General features: G+C 73.2%; 17 protein-coding genes. 5 read left to right on the forward strand and 12 right to left on the reverse strand.

Annotated elements, in window-relative coordinates; genetic code table 11:
• Positions 1–7: 7 nt before the first annotated feature.
• Positions 8–1,810, reverse strand: coding sequence for a nucleoside-diphosphate sugar epimerase/dehydratase (locus AAG742_RS08480; protein ID WP_248115908.1), 1,803 nt, complete (start codon positions 1,808–1,810; stop codon positions 8–10).
• A gap of 34 nt (positions 1,811–1,844) precedes the next feature.
• Complete coding sequence (locus AAG742_RS08485) at positions 1,845–3,098, reverse strand: nucleotide sugar dehydrogenase (RefSeq protein ID WP_343282049.1); 1,254 nt, start codon at positions 3,096–3,098, stop codon at positions 1,845–1,847.
• 330 nt (positions 3,099–3,428) lie between these two features.
• Here AAG742_RS08485 and AAG742_RS08490 point away from each other — a divergent pair, with 330 nt between their 5' ends.
• The 5 genes from AAG742_RS08490 to AAG742_RS08510 all read left to right on the forward strand — a co-directional run bounded on the left by AAG742_RS08490 (position 3,429) and on the right by AAG742_RS08510 (position 8,658).
• A complete protein-coding gene (locus tag AAG742_RS08490) occupies positions 3,429–4,853 on the forward strand; it encodes a polysaccharide biosynthesis tyrosine autokinase (RefSeq protein WP_343282050.1) in 1,425 nt (474 codons plus the stop codon).
• A gap of 70 nt (positions 4,854–4,923) precedes the next feature.
• Positions 4,924–6,111, forward strand: a complete 1,188-nt coding sequence (locus tag AAG742_RS08495) for a zinc-dependent alcohol dehydrogenase (protein WP_343282051.1) — start codon at positions 4,924–4,926, stop codon at positions 6,109–6,111.
• Positions 6,108–7,139, forward strand: a complete 1,032-nt coding sequence (locus AAG742_RS08500) for an NAD-dependent epimerase/dehydratase family protein (RefSeq protein WP_343282052.1) — start codon at positions 6,108–6,110, stop codon at positions 7,137–7,139. Before AAG742_RS08495 ends, AAG742_RS08500 begins: the two co-directional genes overlap by 4 nt.
• A 5-nt stretch (positions 7,140–7,144) precedes the next feature.
• On the forward strand, positions 7,145–7,639 hold the full coding sequence (locus AAG742_RS08505) for a transporter substrate-binding domain-containing protein (protein ID WP_343282053.1): 495 nt from the start codon (positions 7,145–7,147) through the stop codon (positions 7,637–7,639).
• Positions 7,636–8,658 (forward strand): cation transporter, encoded by a 1,023-nt coding sequence (locus AAG742_RS08510; RefSeq protein WP_343282054.1) that lies wholly within the window; start codon positions 7,636–7,638, stop codon positions 8,656–8,658. Before AAG742_RS08505 ends, AAG742_RS08510 begins: the two co-directional genes overlap by 4 nt.
• A 9-nt stretch (positions 8,659–8,667) precedes the next feature.
• On the opposite strand, the gene AAG742_RS08515 is transcribed toward AAG742_RS08510, so the two are convergent.
• The 10 genes from AAG742_RS08515 to glgX are packed head-to-tail and all read right to left on the reverse strand — an operon-like array spanning position 8,668 to position 18,277.
• A complete protein-coding gene (locus tag AAG742_RS08515) occupies positions 8,668–9,219 on the reverse strand; it encodes a hypothetical protein (RefSeq protein ID WP_319074076.1) in 552 nt (183 codons plus the stop codon).
• Positions 9,220–9,260: 41 nt separating this feature from the next.
• The gene (gene tsaD, locus AAG742_RS08520) at positions 9,261–10,352 is read right to left on the reverse strand and encodes a tRNA (adenosine(37)-N6)-threonylcarbamoyltransferase complex transferase subunit TsaD (protein WP_343282055.1); all 1,092 of its coding nucleotides are present in this window, start codon (positions 10,350–10,352) and stop codon (positions 9,261–9,263) included.
• A gap of 27 nt (positions 10,353–10,379) precedes the next feature.
• Positions 10,380–10,946: a GNAT family N-acetyltransferase gene (locus tag AAG742_RS08525; RefSeq protein WP_343282056.1), complete on the reverse strand. Its 567-nt coding sequence runs from the start codon at positions 10,944–10,946 to the stop codon at positions 10,380–10,382.
• Positions 10,946–11,617 (reverse strand): tRNA (adenosine(37)-N6)-threonylcarbamoyltransferase complex dimerization subunit type 1 TsaB, encoded by a 672-nt coding sequence (gene tsaB, locus AAG742_RS08530; protein WP_298711686.1) that lies wholly within the window; start codon positions 11,615–11,617, stop codon positions 10,946–10,948. Before tsaB ends, AAG742_RS08525 begins: the two co-directional genes overlap by 1 nt.
• 10 nt (positions 11,618–11,627) lie before the next feature.
• Entirely contained in the window at positions 11,628–12,212 is a 585-nt protein-coding gene (tsaE, locus tag AAG742_RS08535) for a tRNA (adenosine(37)-N6)-threonylcarbamoyltransferase complex ATPase subunit type 1 TsaE (RefSeq protein WP_298711689.1), read from the reverse strand.
• On the reverse strand, positions 12,209–13,411 hold the full coding sequence (alr, locus tag AAG742_RS08540) for an alanine racemase (protein WP_343282057.1): 1,203 nt from the start codon (positions 13,409–13,411) through the stop codon (positions 12,209–12,211). Before alr ends, tsaE begins: the two co-directional genes overlap by 4 nt.
• Positions 13,412–13,420: 9 nt before the next feature.
• Complete coding sequence (locus AAG742_RS08545) at positions 13,421–15,025, reverse strand: NAD(P)H-hydrate dehydratase (RefSeq protein WP_343282058.1); 1,605 nt, start codon at positions 15,023–15,025, stop codon at positions 13,421–13,423.
• Positions 15,022–15,399 carry a holo-ACP synthase gene (locus tag AAG742_RS08550; RefSeq protein WP_298711696.1) on the reverse strand — a complete coding sequence of 126 codons (378 nt, stop codon included), beginning with the start codon at positions 15,397–15,399 and terminating at the stop codon, positions 15,022–15,024. Before AAG742_RS08550 ends, AAG742_RS08545 begins: the two co-directional genes overlap by 4 nt.
• The gene (locus AAG742_RS08555; RefSeq protein WP_343282059.1) at positions 15,396–16,148 is read right to left on the reverse strand and encodes a hypothetical protein; all 753 of its coding nucleotides are present in this window, start codon (positions 16,146–16,148) and stop codon (positions 15,396–15,398) included. Before AAG742_RS08555 ends, AAG742_RS08550 begins: the two co-directional genes overlap by 4 nt.
• Positions 16,145–18,277, reverse strand: coding sequence for a glycogen debranching protein GlgX (glgX, locus tag AAG742_RS08560; protein ID WP_343282060.1), 2,133 nt, complete (start codon positions 18,275–18,277; stop codon positions 16,145–16,147). The genes AAG742_RS08555 and glgX overlap by 4 nt, the downstream gene beginning before the upstream one ends.
• Positions 18,278–18,316: the final 39 nt, after the last annotated feature.

Raw genomic sequence — 18,316 nt, forward strand, 5'->3', positions numbered from 1 at the left:
CCGACCCTCATGCCGCGTTCCCCGTCGATGCGCCGTCGTGCACGGGCTGTGTGCCCTGGGCACGCTGCAACCATTCCGCGTAATCGAGTGCGTCGGGGCCGAGGGTACTCACGTCGGCGTGGGAGATCTTGGGGTGGAAGGGTCGGTTGTCTGTCTCCCCCTCTCCGATCAGCTCCTCGTGGAGCTTCTCGCCGTGGCGGAGTCCCGTGAACACGAGGGGGACGTCCTTGCCGGACATCTCGATCATCCGCTGGGCGATGCCCAGGATGTTCACCGGCTCTCCCATGTCCAGGATCATCACCTCACCCGGCCGGCCGATGGCTCCGGCCTGGATCACGAGGTGGCTGGCCTCGGGAATGGTCATGAAGTACCGGGTGACGTCCGGGTGCGTGACCGTGACCGGGCCCCCCTGCTCGATGAGCCTGCGGAACGTGGGGAGCATGGAGCCCCGACTGCCGATCACATTGCCGAACCGCACCGAGAGATAGGGCTTCTGAGTCTGCCCGGCCATCCAGGCGGTCAGCTTCTCCGCCACGCGCTTGGAATGACCCAGCATGGACGTGGGGTTGGCTGCCTTGTCCGTGGAGATGTTGATGAAGACGTCCACGTCCGCGGCGCGGGCGGCCTCCAGGACGTTGAGCGTGCCGAGGACGTTGGACTTCCAAGCCTCCTCCGGATACTGCTCCAGCATCGGCAAGTGCTTGAGTGCCGCCGCATGATAGACCACGTGGGGCCGGCGTTCCGCAAAGACTTGCTTGAGTGCTTCGGCGTCCCGAATGTCCGCCAGGACGACGTCCTTGGTGTCCAGCAAGCCGTGGCCCACGGTGCCCAGCTGGGCGTCCTGCAGGGCGGTCTCGTCGCGGTCCAGCATGATCAGCTCGGCTGGCGAGTATTTGATGATCTGCTGGCAGAGCTCAGAACCGATGGAGCCTCCCGCGCCGGTGACCAGCACCCGCTTGCCGGAGAGATACTCGGCCGCCGTGTCCACCGCCGTGTCCACGGGCTCCCGCCCGATCAGGTCCTCGATGGAGAGGCTGCGCAGATCTTGGAGGCCGACAGCATCCGTGAGCTGGCGATCCAGCACGGGAAGCACCCGGACGTTGACGCCGGTGGGGGCCGCCACGTCTGCCACATCTCGGATGAGATGGTTGTCTGCGTCGGAGATGGCCACGATCAGCTCGGTGGCACCCGTCCGCTCCACCGCCTTCGGGAGATCCCGCAGGGTGCCGGCCACCGGTACGCCGCGGACGAGACGGCGCTGCAGGCTGCGGTCGTCATCGAGGAAGCCCACGGGTCGATACGACGAGTGCGAGTCGATCTGCATACGTCGCGCCAGGCTCTCTCCCAGCATGCCGGCCCCGTAGATCAGCGTGGGCGCGGCATTGTCTCCCGGCCCGAAGCGCGACTCGCGGCGGAGACGGTGCACGTAGCGCAGGCCGAGCATCGTCACCAGGGCGACGGGCCCGGCGACCACCATGGTGCTGCGGGGGACCTGCCACGCCGGACCCACGATGAGGAGAACGGCCGTCACCACTGCAGAGACGCCGAGCACCAGAATGGTGAGGCCCCGGACCTCATCGAAAGTGCCGTAGCCGTACCTGCCCCGATAGAGCCCCAGGAGGTACCCGCTCACGAGCTGGACCGTCACCACCAGGATGAAGATCGCAGTCAAGCCCGTCCAATGGGCGGCGTCCATGACGAACTCGAAGCGGAACAGGGTTGCCAGCAGAAGAGCGAGGGCCCAGGCTCCCACGTCCAGTGCGAGGAAACGGACCCAGTCTCGTCGGCGTCGTTTGACGCTGATGGTCACCTGACGACCTCCACGAAGTATGTACCGCACTCCATCACAGCACCGACACGTTCTCTGCGGACGGCACGACATGCCGGGTATCGAATACCCGGACCCCGAGGTCCGCCAGCGCCTGGTAGTCCACGTCGGTGTGGTCAGTCAGCACCACCACGATGTCCTGGCCGCGCAGGTCCTCCACGCCCTGAGCGCGCGCCACGCGCTCCGGCCAGGCACGATCCAGGATCCAGGTGTCCAGGGCGGTGACCTCGGCCCCGTACTCGTGGAGGAGACGGATCACCACCTCGGAGGGGGATTCCCGGAGATCGGACGAGTCCCTCTTGTAGGCCAGGCCCGCGAGGGCCACCCTCGCCCCGTTCAGGGCCTTCTTGTCCTGGTTCAGCAGCCTCATCACGCGCTCGACCACGTGGACGGGCTGGTTCTCGTTGATGTCGTTGGCGAGTTCGACGAACCGGAAGGTCTGCCCCAGGTCCTTCTTCACCGCCCACGAGAGGTAGCTGGGGTCCACCGGCAGGCAGTGCCCGCCCACGCCTGGACCGGGCGTGAACTTCATGAATCCGAAGGGCTTGGTGTCTGCCGCCCGGATCGAGTCCCATACGTCCACGCCCAGCTGGTGGGCGAAGACGGCGAGCTCGTTGACGAGGGCGATGTTCACGTGCCGGAAGGTGTTCTCCATGAGCTTGGTCAGCTCCGCCTCCCGCATCCCCTTCACGGGGACGGGAGTGTCGATGATCGTCGCGTAGAACTCGAGCACCTTCTCCAGGGATTCGGGGGTGAGACCGGAGACGACCTTGGGCGTGGTCTGGAACGTCCAGTCGGTGCGTCCCGGGTCGATCCGTTCCGGGGAGTACCCCACGTGGAAGTCCGTCCCCGCGGTGAGACCGGAGCCGCGCTCCAGGATGGGCACCAGCAGCTCGTCCGTGGTGCCGGGGTAGGTGGTGGATTCGAGGATCACGGTGCAGCCGGGGCGGATGTGCTCGGCCAGCGAGGCCCCGGAGGCCTCGATGAAGGTCAAGTCCGGGAGGGAGTCGCGCAGCGGGGTGGGCACGGTGATCACCGCGACGTCGAAACCGGCGGCGTCCGCGTAGTCCCGGGAAGGCTGGAAGCGGCCCGAATCGAGGGCGGCCTGCATCTCCGCGTTCGGGATGTCCTCCACATAGGAGCGGCCGGCGAGCAGATCAGTCACCCGCACCTCGCTGAGGTCGAGCCCGATGACATGGTGACCCACCTCGATCGCGCGCATCGACACCGGCAACCCCACATACCCCTGACCCACAACCACCAATTTCATCGGGCGTCCTTCCGCTTCTCCGCGCTCACCGCACGAGGCTCTTCTCGCTGTCCTTGCAGCGGGCCTCTGGATTGACCCCCATGTCAGAGGAGCATAGCGCCTCAGAAACAGACAGAAGCCAGTCATTTCATGGACACATCTCTGATCATGCATCAATAGATCCAGGGTGAATTGCAGATGAACGCCTAGGAATGGCCCCGCCATGACTAGGCTGTTCGGAACGACGAGGGCAGCCACGCGGCTCGGCTCCGAGCGGTGCGCCCGGAATCGGACGCCTGGGCCCTTCACCCGACGACAAGATGAGGCAGGGCACCGATGCACGAGCACGAGATGTCGGAAGAAGCCGGCATGCCCGGCGAGGAGCAGGGCGGCTTCACGCTCCGCGACGTGATGGCGGTCTTCCGGCGCCGCTGGCTGCCCGTCCTCCTCGCGACCCTCCTGGGACTCGGCCTGGCCGCCCTCCTCACCGCGCTCCAGCCTCGCCTCTACACGTCCTCGAGCACCGCGGTGGTGAACCCCGTGGTGACGGACAACCCGGCGGCCGCCCTGAGCCAGGACACCGTGGCGAAGTCGCGGGCCGTGCAGTACAACGAGCTGGCCAAGTCCATGCTCGTGGCCACGCGTGCCGTGGATCTGGTGGACTTCCCGCTCACCCCCGGCCAGGCGCGCGGCGCCGTCACCACCACTGTGCCCACGGGCACGTCGCTGATCCAGGTGCGGGCGGAGTGGGCGGATGCCCAGCAGGCCGCGCAGCTCGCGGACGCGTGGGTGGAGGCCCTCACCCAGGAGGCGGACACGCTCGCCCGGGCGGACGGGGCCACGCCCCAGGTGCAGATCAACCGCATGCTCCCGGCCACCGTGCCCGGGAGCCACTCCTCCCCGCGCGAGGCGCTGAACCTGCTGGTGGGCGGCGCGCTCGGCCTTGCCGCGGGCGTGGGCCTCGCCCTGCTCCTGGAGGCGCTGGACCGGCGGATTCGCGGCACGGAGGACCTCCAGCGGGCCGGGCTCACGCCCATCGGCATGATCCCCGCGTCCATCGAGCTCTCCGGTGACCGCCGGGTGCTCCTCGAGGGAGGCTCGAATCCGGACGCCTCGCACTTCCGCGTCCGCGAGGCCTTCAACGAGCTGCGCATCAACCTGCAGTTCATGAATCCGGACGATCCGCCGCGCATCATCACCGTGACCTCCACGAACCCGGCAGACGGCAAGTCCACAGTGGCGGCAAACCTCGCGGCCACCCTGGCCCACGCCGGGGTGCCCTCGGTGCTCGTGGACGCGGACCTGCGCCGGCCCACCGTGGCCACCACCTTCGGTCTGCTCGCCGGGGCCGGTCTCAGCGATGTCGTGGTGGGGCGTGCGGACCTCGCCGACGTGATCCAGGCCCCGGCCGAGTTCGGGGGCCTGCTGGTGCTGCCTGCCGGCCAGGTCCCCCCCAACCCGACGGAACTGCTCATGTCCGACCGCTTCAAGCAGGCTCTGGAGGCGCTGGCCGAGACCCACATGGTGATCGTGGACGCGCCCCCGCTGCTCGCCGTCTCCGACGCCGCCGTCATGGCCACGCGCCTGGACGGCGCCCTGCTGGTGCTGGACGCGAAGTCCACCACGCGCGATGACGTGCGCCAGGCCGTGACTGCGCTGGAGCGTGTGCACGCCCCCATCCTCGGCGCGGTGCTGAACCGGGTGGAGAGCAAGGGCAAGGACGGCCGGTACGGGTACTACCGCTCGGACTACACCACGGCCGCCCCGTCGGCCTGAGGCCATGTGATCCGGGCCCCGCTCCCCAGCGCTTCCGCGCGATGGGGGGCGGGGCCCTATCCTTCTGTCCATGCGAGCACTCACCTGGCAGGGAAAGCGAACCGTCTCCGTCGAGGACGTCCCGGATCCGCGGATCCAGGAGCCCACGGACGCCATCATCAAGGTCACCTCCACGGGCATCTGCGGATCGGACCTGCACCTCTACGAGGTGCTGGGCCCGTTCATGGACGCGGGCGACGTGATCGGGCACGAGCCCATGGGCATCGTGGAGGAGGTCGGCTCGGCCGTCACCCACATCAAGCCCGGCGACCGCGTGGTCATCCCCTTCATCATCGCCTGCGGGCACTGCTGGATGTGCGAGCGCGGGCTGCAGTCCCAGTGCGAGACCACTCAGGTCCGCTCCCAGGGCTCCGGCGCGGCCCTGCTGGGCTACTCCCGCCTCTACGGCTCCGTGCCCGGCGGCCAGGCCCAGTACTTGCGGGTCCCCCACGCCGACTACGGGCCCATCAAGGTCCCCCACACCGGCCCCGACGAGCAGTGGCTGTTCCTTTCCGACGTGGTCCCCACCGCGTGGCAGGGCGTGCAGTACGCGAACGTCCCCGCCGGCGGCACGCTCGCCGTGCTGGGCCTCGGCCCCATCGGCCAGCTGGCCTCCCGCATCGGCGTGCACCTGGGGTACCGGGTGATCGGCGTGGACCCGGTGGCCGAGCGGCGCCACATGGCCGCCCGGCACGGCGTCGAGGTCATGGACATGCAGGGCTGGGGCGGCCGCGAGGTCCCCGAGCTGCTGCGCGAGGCCACCGGCGGGCGCGGCCCGGACGGCGTGGTGGACGCCGTCGGCATGGAGGCCCACGGCTCCCCCGTGGCCAAGGCCGCGCACCAGGCCGTGGGGATCCTGCCCGGCCCTGTGGGCCGGGCGGCCATGAAGACCTCCGGTGTGGACCGCCTCAACGCCCTCCACACGGCCATCGAGGCCGTCCGCCGCGGCGGCACGGTGTCCCTCTCCGGCGTGTACGGGGGCATGCAGGACCCGATGCCCATGTTGACCATGTTCGACAAGCAGATCACCCTCACCGAGGGCCAGTGCAACGTGAAGCGCTGGATCGACGACCTGCTGCCGCTCGTGGACGACCCGTCCGACCCGCTGGGCGTCCTGGACCTCACCACGCACACGGCGCCCCTCGAGGACGCCCCGCTAATGTACGAGATGTTCCAGAAGAAGGAGGACGGCTGCATCAAGGTGGTCCTGCAGCCGTGAGGATCGTCGTCCTCGGCGCGACGGGCAATGTGGGCACCGCCCTGCTCGAACGCCTCCACCGGGCCCCGGAGGTCACCCGCGTCGTCGGTGTGAGCCGCCGGGGCCCGGACAGGGCGGGGCCCCCCTACGACGGCGTGGAGTGGCACCGTCTCGACATCGCCGACCCCGCCTCCGCCCCTGAGCTGGAGGAGGTTCTGCGGGGCGCCGACGCCGTCGTCGACCTCGTGTGGGTGATCCGCCCCAACCGGGACCGCGCGCACCTGCGGGCCGTGAACGTGGTGGGGAACGAGCGGGTCTTCCGGGCCGCGGCCGCCGCGGGCGTCCCCCACCTCGTCTACGCGTCCTCGGTGGGCGCGTACGGACCGGGGCCGAAGCACGTCGCCGTCGACGAGTCGCACCCGACGACGGGCGTGCCGACCTCGCACTACGCCGCCCAGAAGGCGGAAGTTGAGACGGTCCTCGACCGCGTGCAGGCAGAGAACCCCCGGATGCTCGTGACCCGGCTGCGGCCAGGCCTCATTTTCCAGGCCGCCGCCGGTCCGGAGATCAAGGACTACTTCCTCGGGGACCTCGTCCCCGGCCGGCTGGTCGCCCGGCTGCGGACGCCGCTGCTTCCCTTCCCGGCGGGCCTGCGCTTCCAGGCGCTCACCGCGCAGGACGTGGCCGAGGCCTACTGGCAGGTCATCCTGCACCGGGCGGGCGGGGCCTTCAACGTCGCCGCCGAGCCCGTGCTTGACGCCCACACGATGGGGACCGTGCTCGGCGCGCGCCGCATCCTCGAGCTGCCCGTGGGCGTCTTCCGCGCCCTCGCGGCCGCGACCTACCGCGCCCGCCTGCAGCCGACCGATCCGGGATGGATCGACATGGCCGCCGCCGTGCCGGTCATGGACACCTCCGCCCTGCGCCGGGCGACCGGCTGGCGCCCGACGACCGACGCGCGCGAGGCCGTCCGCCTCGTCCTGGACCACCTCGACGGGCGGGAGGGGCTGGGCAACGCCGGGCACCGCTCCCACTCCCCCGCGGAGTGAGCGCCATGGGGACCCCACGGCGCCTCGTGCTCTCCGGCCTGCTCGCCACCGCGGGCCTCGGTCTTGCCGGCTGCACCTCCTCCGGCTATCCGGCCGACCCGGAGGGCACCCTCGACCGCATCACCGGGGGCGTGCTGCGCGCCGGCGCGGCCCACCACCCGCCCTACGTGGACGTCACCGGCGCGGAGCCGACGGGCTCCGAGGCGGACCTCGTGCGCCGCTTCGCGCAGTCGCGCGGGGCGACCGTCGAGTGGACGGCCTCCGGCGAGGAGGCGCTCATGACGGCCCTCGAGAAGGGCGACCTGGACGTCGTCGTCGGGGGTCTGACCAAGGAGTCCCCGTGGACCACCCACGCGAGCCTCACCCGACCCTACGCCGAGGTCACCGGACCCGACGGGGAGAAGGCGAAGCTCGTGATGGCCGTCCCGCTCGGGGAGAACCAGATGCTCGGGGCCCTGGAGAGGTTCCTCGACGAGCAGCCGCAGGAGGACCGAGGATGAGCCGCACCGACTCCCCCGCCGGGCGCCGATTCGGACGCACCGAGCTGCCCCCCGAGATCCAGCGCGCGGCCCATCAGGCCGTGGTCCTCGAATGGCTGACCCTCGCCTCGCTCGCCGTGACCATCACCCTCGTGGTGCTCGTCATGGGATCCTCGCAGGCGATGAAGGCGGCCTGGATCGAGGACCTGCTCTCCCTCGTCCCGCCGATCGCCTTCCTCATCGCGCTGCGCGTCTCGCGTCGGCGTCCGCGGCGGGAGCGGCCTTACGGCGACCACCGCTCCGTGGGCGTGGGCCATCTCGTGGCCGCCGTCGCCCTGACCGCCATGGGCCTGATTCTCATCGTGGACTCCGCGATGACCCTGATCACCGGCGAGCACCCGGCGATCGGCACCCTGCAGCTCTTCGGCCACACCGTGTGGCAGGGGTGGCTCATGATGGTCGTGATGGCCCTGTCCATCCCGGCGCCCGTGATCCTCGGCCACAAGAAGCTCAAGCTCGCCGAGCAGCTCCACGACCGCGTGCTCTACGCCGACGCGGACATGAACAAGGCCGACTGGCAGACGGGCGTGGCCACTATCGTCGGCGTGGCCGGCGTGGGGCTCGGCCTGTGGTGGTTCGACTCGGCGGCCGCGATCTTCGTGGCGGTCAGCATCCTCAAGGACGGCTGGTCCAACCTCAGCCAGGCGATCGGCGTCCTCGCCGACCGGCGCGCCACCGAGATCGAGGGAAAGAAGCCGCACCCGCTCATCGACCACGCCGAGCGGGTGGCCTGGGCGCAGCCCTGGGTCCGCCACGCCGGCGCCCGCGTCCGGGACGAGGGCCACGTGTTCCACGTCGAGATGTTCGTGGTGCCCCAGCACGGGGCCGACGTCACCGTTGGCCGCTGCGCGGACTTGCGCGAGCAGATCGAGGAGCTGGACTGGAAGCTCGAGGACGTCGTGGTGATCCCGGTGGCCGAGCTGCCGGAGGAGGTCCACGGCGGCCCCTCCGGGGACGAGCAGTCCAAGGGCAGCGAGTAGGGGCGGGCCTCAGCCCAGGAAGCGGCGGAGCAGGGTCTCGTCGGTGACGCGCTGGACCTCGGCCAGGTACTCCCGGGTCTGCTCCAGCAGGCCCCGCGCCTCCTCGGCGTCGAGCCCCGGCACGTGGGGGGCCAGGCGCTCCAGGATGCGCCACATCTCGGACTGGCCCTGCAGGGCGCCGGTCAGCACGTCCAGCTCCACCTGCGTCCACCCCGAGCCCTTCGCGCGCACGGCGTTGACGGGGTTCAGCCGCCCGCCCGCGGCCGCCACGGCCCCGGCGGCCCGGTCCCGCACGGGCGTGCGGAAGCCGAGGCGGGCGATGATCTCCTCGAGCCGCTCCTGGCTGGCCTCGACGCCGTCTGCCAGGCGGGCGAGCACCGCGTGCTGGGGCGTGCCCTCCCAGGTGTCGGCGGCCGCGCGGAACGCGGGCACGCCCGGGCGGGACCCGAGCAGGTGCTGGTTGAGGTAGTCCTCCAGCATCTCCCGGTCGAGGGCGGAGGGCTGGGGGGCCGCGGCGGGCTGGGGGGCGGAGGGGTCGGAAGTCAGGGGGGTCTCGGACATGCCCTCGTGTCTACGGCAGATCCCGCTCCGTCATCAAGGGGTCAGACGCTCACCGTGGCCACCGGCTGGCCCGGATCCGCCCCGAACGCCAGGTCGGAGGGGGCGACGCCGTCGCGCACGAGACGGGCGCCGAGGGCTGCGACCATGGCGCCGTTGTCCGTGCAGAGGTTCACCGGCGGGACCGTGAGCTCGATCCCGGCGGAGCGGCAGCGGTCGGCCAGCAGCGCGCGCAGGCGGGAGTTGGCCGCCACGCCGCCGCCCAGCAGGAGGTGGGTGAGCCCGTGCTCGCGGCACGCGCGCACGGCCTTGGCCGTGATCACGTCGGCCACGGCCTCCTGGAAGGACGCGGCGATGTCCGCCCGGGGCACCTCGAGGCCGCGGGCCTCGAACTGCTCCACGGCGCGGGAGACGGCGGTCTTCAGGCCGGAGAACGACCAGTCGTGGCGGTGCGCGCCGGGCTCCTCCGCCGAGCCGACGAACTTGCCCGCCGTGAGCCCGCGCGGGAAGCGGAAGGCCTTCGAATCGCCCTCGGCGGCCATCCGGTCGATGACGGGGCCGCCCGGGTAGCCGGCGCCGATGAGGCGGGCCACCTTGTCATAGGCCTCGCCGGCGGCGTCGTCGATGGTGGAGCCGAGCAGGGTGACCGAGGAGCTGATGCGGTCCACGCGCAGGATCTCCGTGTGCCCGCCGGAGACGAGCAGCGCGCCGAGGTCGGCGGGGAGGTCCTCCCACGCTGCGGGCCGCACGCCGTCGAGCATGCCGACGCCCACGTGGGCGACGAGGTGGTTGATGCCGTAGAGCGGCTTGTCCAGCGCGGCCGCGAGCGCCTTCGCCCCGGCCACTCCCACCATGAGCGCCCCAGCGAGGCCGGGGCCGGAGGTCACGGCGATCGCGTCGAGGTCTTCGAGGCTGACGTCCGCGGCCGCGAGCGCGCGGCGCACGGTGGGCACGAGGGCCTCGAGGTGGGCACGGGCGGCGATCTCGGGGATGACGCCGCCGAAGCGCACGTGCTCCTCCACGGAGGAGGCCACCTCGTGGGCCAGGAGCTGCGGGCCCCGCACGATCCCGACGCCGGTCTCGTCGCAGGAGGACTCGATGCCGAGGACGAGGGGGGCGGCGGTGGCGGTGGGCATGGGCTCCATTCTAGGGACGCGCCCGGCTCACAGCTCCTTCAGCATCACGACGGCGTCCTCGCCGCCCGGGTAGTAGCGGCGCCGCACGCGGACGTCGGCGAAGCCATGACGCGTGTAGAGGCGGCGGGCGGGGTCGTTGGACGCGCGCACCTCGAGCATGAGGCCGCGGGCGCCGCGCGCCGCGGCCTCCTCGAGCATCCAGCGCAGCTGGGCCGCGCCGATCCCCCGGCCCTGGGCCGAGGCCACGGTACCGATCGTCTGCACGTCGGCGACGTCTCCGGCCACCATGATCCCGCCGTAGCCGACGATGTCCCCCGGGTGCTCGCCGGCGTCGACGTCCGCGGTCTCGTCGCGCACGACCACGCGGTAGTCGCGGGTCGCGGGGCGCCCGTGCGCGTCCGCCCCGCCGGCCGGTCCCACCTGGGCGAGCTCCTCCTCATAGAAGCGGGCCGGCCACGCGTCGAGGGGGAAGAGCGCGTGCTCGTGCATCAGCACCTCGGGGATGTCCCACACGGTCATGGGCCGCAGCAGGAGGCCGGTCGGGAGGTCCACGCCGGCGCCCGCGGGCGCGGCGGCGTCGTCGTGCGCCGCCATCAGGCCCCCGCGCGCTTGCGAGGACCGGGCACCTTGGCGTCCGACTCGCGCAGGTAGAGCGGGACGGGCGGCAGCAGGCCGCGCCCGCGCCGCAGGGCCAGCTCCGCGACGGCGCCGAGGCCCTCCGCGTCCGGCACGGCGGCGGTCCACCCGTCCACGCCCGCGAGCGCCTCCGGGTAGAGGCCGGCGCCGGCGCCGTAGGCGGGCAGCGGGGTGACCTCGGCGGGCGGCGTGACGAACGGGCCGTGCAGGAGGGTCGGCTGGCCGCCCACCTGCACGTAGTGCGCCCAGTAGACCTCCCGACGGCGCGCGTCGGTGGCGACGACGAACTCCTCGGCGCCCCGGCGGAAGGCGTCGACGCCGGCGCGGTGGGCGAGCGCGTCGAGGCTGCGCACGCCGTGCACGGGCACGTCCCACGCGAAGCCGAGCATGGCCGCCGTCGCGAGGCCGGCGCGCAGGCCCGTGAAGGGCCCCGGGCCCACGCCGACGGCGATCCCGTCCAGGTCCGTTCCGCGCACGCCGGCCTCGGCGAGGACGCGGGTGACGGCGGGGGCGAGCACCTCGGCGTGCGTCGTGGTGCGCTCCGTGGCCCAGGCCGCGCGGACCTCCCCGTCGGCGAGCACGGCCACGGAGGCGGCGGCGGACGAGTCCAGTGCGAGGAGCAGCGGCATGCCCGCCAGTCTACGGAAGGCGCACCCCGCGCCACCGCGGCCCGTAGCCGGTCACGACGGCGGTGCGCACCTCTTCGGCCGACTCGCCCTCCTCGTCGGAGAAGTCGGTGACGATCACGGGAGGCCCGCCGTCCGACGTCGGGCCGGCCGACTCCCCGCCGCGGGCGCGGACGATCTCCACGTCGAGCCACGAGGCGTCCGGGTCCTCGGGGAACCCCGCGAGCGACTCCGCGAGCCCGCGGCCCCACTCCACCACCGTGACGGAGCGGTCGAGGCTCTCCTCGAGGTCGAGGTCGGTCAGCTCCGCCCCGGAGCGCAGGCGGTAGGCGTCCACGTGCACGAGGTCCGGCCCGTCGGCGGGTCCCGGGTGGATGCGGGCGAGCACGAACGTGGGCGAGATGACGCCCTCGCGCACGCCGAGGCCCTCCCCGAGCCCCTGCGTCAGCGTCGTCTTCCCGGCGCCGAGGTCGCCCGTGAGGATGACGACGTCGCCGGGGCCGAGCACCCGGGCCAGGGCGCGCCCGACGGCGCGGGTGCCGACGGCCCCGTCGAGCTCGACGGCGGTGGTGAGCGTGGGCGCAGGCAGGGTGGTCATGCGCGGGCCTCCCCCGTCGTCGCCGCGGCGTCCCCGGCGCTCGCCTCGAGACCGTGGTCCGAGTCCACGTGCTCGCGCGGCACGCGGCTCCCGATGCGGGTGACGAGCTCGTAGTTGATGGTTCCCGCGGCCTCGGCCCAGGCGTCCGCGGGGATGCCCGACGTCGGGCCGAACAGCTCGACGGGGTCGCCCACGCGCTCCGCGGCGTCCGGGCCGAGGTCCACCACGAACTGGTCCATCGCGATGCGTCCGGCCACGGTGAGCCGGCGTCCGGCGACGTCGAGGGGGGCGTCCACCGCCACGCGCGGGACGCCGTCGGCGTAGCCCAGCGGCACGAGGCCGAGCACGGTGGGCGCGGCGGTGCGGTGCCGGTAGCCGTAGGACACGCCCTGGCCGGCGGGTGCCGCCTTGACGCTCGCGAGCGACGTCCGCAGCGACATCGCGGGGCGCAGCCCGAACTCCGGCGCGGGGCGATCCGGGAACGGGCTGAGGCCGTAGAGGCCGAGGCCCACGCGGACCATGTCCAGGTGCACGTCCGGGCGGGTGAGCGTGGCGGGCGTGTTGGCGATGTGGCGGACGGAGGGCGTCAGACCCGCCTCCCGCAGGACCCGCACACCCGCCTCGAACGCCGCGAGCTGCGCGTCGGTCTCCGCGGCGCGCTCGGGCTCGTCTGCGACCGCGAGGTGGGAGAAGACGCCCTCGACCCGCAGCACGCCCTCGGCCTCGAGCGCCGCGGCGCGCGCGGCGAGGTCCGGCAGCACGGCGGGCGGGCAGCCGTTGCGCCCCAGGCCGGTGTCCAGCTTGAGGTGGACCGTGGCGGGACGTCCGGCGGCGCGGGCCGCGTCGGCGACGGGCTCTATCTCCCACCCCGAGACGCCGAGGGCGACGTCGGCCCCGAGCGCCTCCGCGAACGGGGTGTCCCGCGTGTGCAGCCACGCCAGGACCGGGGCGTCGACGCCGGCGGCCCGCAGGCTGAGCGCCTCGGTCACGTGCGCGACGCCCAGGCGGTCGGCACCGGCCGCGAGCGCGGCGCGGGCCACGGGGACGGCGCCGTGGCCGTAGGCGTCCGCCTTGACGACGGCCATGAGCGCGGGGGGCGTGCCGTCGGGACGGCGGGTGCGCTCCTTCAGCGTCCGCACGTTGTGGCGGACGGCGGCGAGGTCGATGCGGGCGCGGCGTTCGAGGGGGTGGTCGGTCACGGATCCCATTCAATCAGCCCGGGTTCCGCGTGCCTCGCCCCACCACATCCGCGCCACCGTCCCCCCGACCGCGGCCGGCAGGGTCCCGGCGGTCATGCGGCCCGCACGGGCCTGGTCGGCGCCGGCGCGGGCGTGCAGCCACGCGGCCGCGGCGGCGAGGGACGCGAGGGTCGGGACGTGCTCGACCTCCCCGGCCCCGCACGTCGCGCCCTCCTCCTCGGCCGCGCGGGCCCGGCGCGCCGCATCGGCGGCCAGCACCGCGCCGAGCACGCCGGAGAGGACGTCGCCCGTCCCGCCGACCCCGAGCTCGGGGCCGCCCTCGCCCATGAGCCACGCCTCGCCGTCGGGCGCCACGACGAGCGTGCGCGGCCCCTTCAACAGCACGGCGGCGCCGTGGGCGGCGGACCACGCCCGCAGGCGGGCGAGCTCGTCCGGGGCGTGGCCGGCGCCGTCGGCCCCCGGCCTGGGGATCCGCTCGGTGAGGCGCGCCCACTCCCCCGCGTGCGGCGTGAGGACCACGCGGGCCCCGGCGTCGCGCAGGGCGGCGAGGTCCTCCGCTGTCACGAGGGTGAGGGCGGAGGCGTCCACCACGAGCGCCGCCCGCGGGTTCGCCAGGACGGCGTCGCGCACCCGGATGAAGCGCTCCCGCGCGTCGTCCTCGGTGTCCAGACCGGGCCCGACGACCCAGGCGTCCGTGCGCTCCGGCGCCGGCCCCTCTGCCGAGACGAGCGCCTCCGGGTGCGCCGCGATGACCGCGGCCCGCGTCGTCGCGGGGCCGGCGTGGTGCGCCATCCCGGCGCCCGCCTCGAGCGCCCCGGAGGTGCTGAGCACGGCCGCGCCCGGGTACCGCGCGGAGCCCGCCACCACCCCGACGCCGCCGCGCGTGTACTTGTGGCCGTCCGCCGCGGGGGCGGGGTGCAGCCGGGCCGCCGTCGGGCCGTCCATGACGCGCAGCCGCTCCGCCGGCGCGCTCGGCAGATGGGGCCCGAGGCCGATGTCCACGAGGCGGACGTCCCCGGCGAGGTCCGCTCCGTCGCCGAGCAGCAGGCCCGTCTTGAGCGCGCCGAAGGTGACGGTGACCTCCGCGCGCACGCCCCCGCCGCGCACCTCGCCCGTGTCCGCGTCCACGCCGGAGGGGACGTCGCACGCCACCACGGCGGCGCCCGCGGGCAGGCCGCGCGCCGCGTCCGGCACGGCGAACTCCCCCCGGAATCCGGTCCCGAGCATCCCGTCCACCACGACGTCGGCCCGGGCCGGCACCACGTCCGCGGCCGTGCCGCCGGCCGCGCGCAGGGCAGCCCAGCCCTCGGCGTGCCAGCGAGGCGCGCCGTGCTCGTCCCGTGCGATCGGCACGGCGACGGCCGCCACCCCGCGGCGGCGCAGGAGGGCCAGAGCCCACAGCGCGTCGCCGCCGTTGCTGCCCGTGCCCACGAGCGCGGCGACGGTCGCGCCGGCCACCGGGCCGCGCCCGCGCAGGACCCGGAGCACGTGCTGGGCGAGCCCCCAGGCGGCGCAGCGCATGAGCGCGGCGCCCTGGCCGGCGGCCAGGAGGGGCACCTCCGCGGCGCGCACGGCGGAGCCGGTGACGGCGAACGGGGTCGGGGATGCGGTCACGGGGTGTCCTCCTCCGCTCGCCGCTCGGCCACGACGTAGGCGGCGGCGACGTCGCCGTCGTGACTGAGCGAGAGGTGCCAGTGGGTGATGCCGAGGGCTCGGGCCTGCGCCTCGACCGTGCCGGTCAGCCGCACCTCGGGACGGCCGTCGCCGTGCTCGGGGCGAGGGATCCAGCAGTGGTGCCACATCATGCCGGGCGGGGCGCCCATCGCCTTGGCGATGGCCTCCTTCGCGGCGAACCGCGCGGCGAGCGAGCGCAGCGGGAGGTCCCGCTCGTCCGCGGTGAAGAGCCGCTCCCGCAGGGCGGGCGCCCGCTCCAGCTGCGCGCGGAACCGCGGCACGTCCACCACGTCCACGCCCACGCCGACGATCACGCCGACGTCTCCGCGAGCGTGATGCCGACCGGCCGGACGCCAGCCGTGCGCACGGCGGCCTCGATGGGCATGCCCAGGGCTCGCTTGGCGAGATCGAGCGGCCAGCGCACCACGCCGGGCAGCTCGTCGCCGCAGCCGGGCGTGAGGCCCGCCTTCCCGTACGCGAGGACCGCGTAGGCCGCCTGTCGTGCGCGGACGCCGTCGTCGTATCCGGCGTCGAACTCGTACATGGACACCGTGCCCTCCTCCTCCGGCCAGCACCGCTGCGCGAGCAGGCGGGCGCGTTCGAGGTGTTCGCCGAAGGTCAGCACCCCCAGGTCCTGCAGGCCGAGGGCCCGCATGCGCTCGCCCGCGTACATGACCTCCCCCTGGGTGGTCACCGGATCCGGGGAGAAGCACTCCACGGTGACGCCGTGCAGGCGGGGGTCGGCCTTCGCCGGCTCTCCGCACAGCTTCTCATGGCCGTCCGGCCCGAGGTGCGCGGAGACGAACACGCGGTCGGCCACGCCCGCGCCGAGCAGGTCGAGCGCCGCGTCGTAGACCGCCGGCTGGCTGTAGAGCACGAGCAGCGCGTCCACGTGCTCAGGGTTCTCCGCGTGGGGCTCGAGCGTCTGGCGGGCGGCCCATGCCGCGCCGTACGCGAGGGCCGCGATCGCCAGGACCGCGAGCGCCGCGAGCATCCACCGCGGGGCCCGGGGCCCCGCACGCCGCGGGCGCGCCGGGACGCGCCCCTCGGCCGGGCGGCTCACGCCGAGGCGTCCTCGGGGGTCTGGCGCAGGATCATGGTGGAGCGCGGCGGCAGCTCGACCAGCTCGCCGGCGCGCACGATCGGATGGGTGCCCTGGGGCGCCACGTGCGAGGACGTGTCCAGGACGATCTCCCAGGCCGCGGGGAACGTGGGGCCGGGCAGGGTGTACGGCACCGGCTCCCACCACGCGTTCATCAGCACGTAGAAGTCCCGGTAGGGCTCCTCCTCCCCGTCTCGGCGCGGCAGCGCATGGCCGTTCAGGTAGAACCCGATCGAGCGGGCCTCGTTGCCCCAGTCGTCCTCCGTCTTGGGCGAGGCGTCCGGCTCGAGCCACACGATGTCCGGCAGGGGCGCGTCCACGTCGCGGGCGGCGGGGCGGCCGTCGAAGTGCTGGCGCCGGCGGAACACCGCGTGCTCACGGCGCAGCCGGATGAGCGTGCGCGTGAACTCCACGAGGTTCGCGTCCACCGTGGACCAGTCGATCCAGGCGATCTCGTTGTCCTGGCAGTAGGCGTTGTTGTTGCCGCCCTGCGTCCGGCCGAGCTCGTCGCCGTGGCTGATCATCGGCACGCCCTGGCTGAGCAGGAGCGTGGCGAGGAAGTTGCGCTGCTGCCGGGCACGGAGGGTGAGGACCTCCGGATCGTCCGTCTGCCCCTCGACGCCACAGTTCCAGGAGCGGTTGTGCGAGTCGCCGTCCTTGTTGTCCTCGCCGTTGGCGGCGTTGTGCTTCTCGTTGTAGGAGACGAGGTCGCGCAGGGTGAAGCCGTCGTGCGCGGTGACGAAGTTCACGGACGCGCCGGGGCTGCGGCCGTCGCCCTCGTACAGGTCCGCTGAGCCGGTGAGGCGGGTGGCGAACTCGCCGAGGGTGCCCGGCTCACCGCGCCAGAAGTCGCGCACCGTGTCCCGGTACATGCCGTTCCACTCGCTCCAGATGCCGGGGAAGTTGCCCACCTGGTAGCCGCCCCACCCCACGTCCCAGGGCTCGGCGATGAGCTTGACCATGCGCAGCACCGGGTCCTGGCGCACCACGTCGAAGAAGCCGGAGAACATGTCCGGGCCCTTCTCCCCCTCCACGCGGGTGAGGGTGGTGGCGAGGTCGAACCGGAAGCCGTCCACGTGCATCTCGGTCACCCAGTACCGCAGCGAGTCCATGACGAGCTGGAGGGCCTTGGGGCTGGAGAGGTCCACCGAGTTCCCCGTGCCCGTGTAGTCCATGTAGTGGCGCTCGTCGCCCGCCACGAGGTGGTAGTACCCGGCGTTGTCGAAGCCGCGCAGGGAGAGCATGGGGCCCTTGTCGTTGCCCTCGGCGGTGTGGTTGTAGACCACGTCCAGGATGACCTCGAGGCCGGCCGCGTGGAGGTCCTTGACCATCTGCTTGAACTCGCGCACCTGGCCGCCGAGGTCGTCTGCCGCCGCGTAGGCGGCGTGCGGGGCGAAGAACCCGATCGTGTTGTAGCCCCAGTAGTTGTCCAGCCCCTTCTCCTGGAGCGTCGCGTCGTTGACGAACTGGTGCACCGGCATGAGCTCGACCGCGGTCACGCCCAGGTGCGTCAGGTGCCCGACCACGGCGGGGTGGGCCATGCCGGCGTAGGTGCCGCGCAGCTCCTCCGGCACGTCCGGGTGCAGCCGGCTCATGCCCTTCACGTGCGTCTCGTAGACCACGGTGTCCGCGAGCTCGGTGTGCGGCGGGGCGTCCTCGCCCCAGTCGAAGTCGTCGGCCACCACCACGCCGAGCATGGTCGAGCCCAGGTTGTCGGTGGTGTCCATGCGGTCCGGCTCGTCGAAGTCGTACGAGTGGTGCTGCTGGCCCCACGCGTACTCGCCCGTGAAGGCGCGCGCGTAGGGGTCCACCAGGACCTTGGCGGGGTTGTGCCACAGCCCGCGGGCGGGCTCCCAGGGACCGCGCACCCGGTACCCGTAGCGCTGGCCCGGGCCGACGTCGGCCACGTGCACGTGCCATGTGGTGTCGTGGCGCTCCTCGATCGGGATGCGCTCCTCCGTGCCGTCCTCCCCCACGAGGCACAGCTCCACGGCCTCGACCTCCCGGCCGACGGCGATGGCGAAGTTGGTGCCGGTGTCGTCCACCGTGGCCCCGAGGGGGTACGGCTGGCCGATGTCCACTGTGCGCATGTCTCTCCGAGGTCAGGCAGGGCGCGCCGGAGCCGACGC

The sequence above is a fragment of the Micrococcus sp. 2A genome (assembly GCF_039519235.1).
Classification (GTDB): domain Bacteria; phylum Actinomycetota; class Actinomycetes; order Actinomycetales; family Micrococcaceae; genus Micrococcus.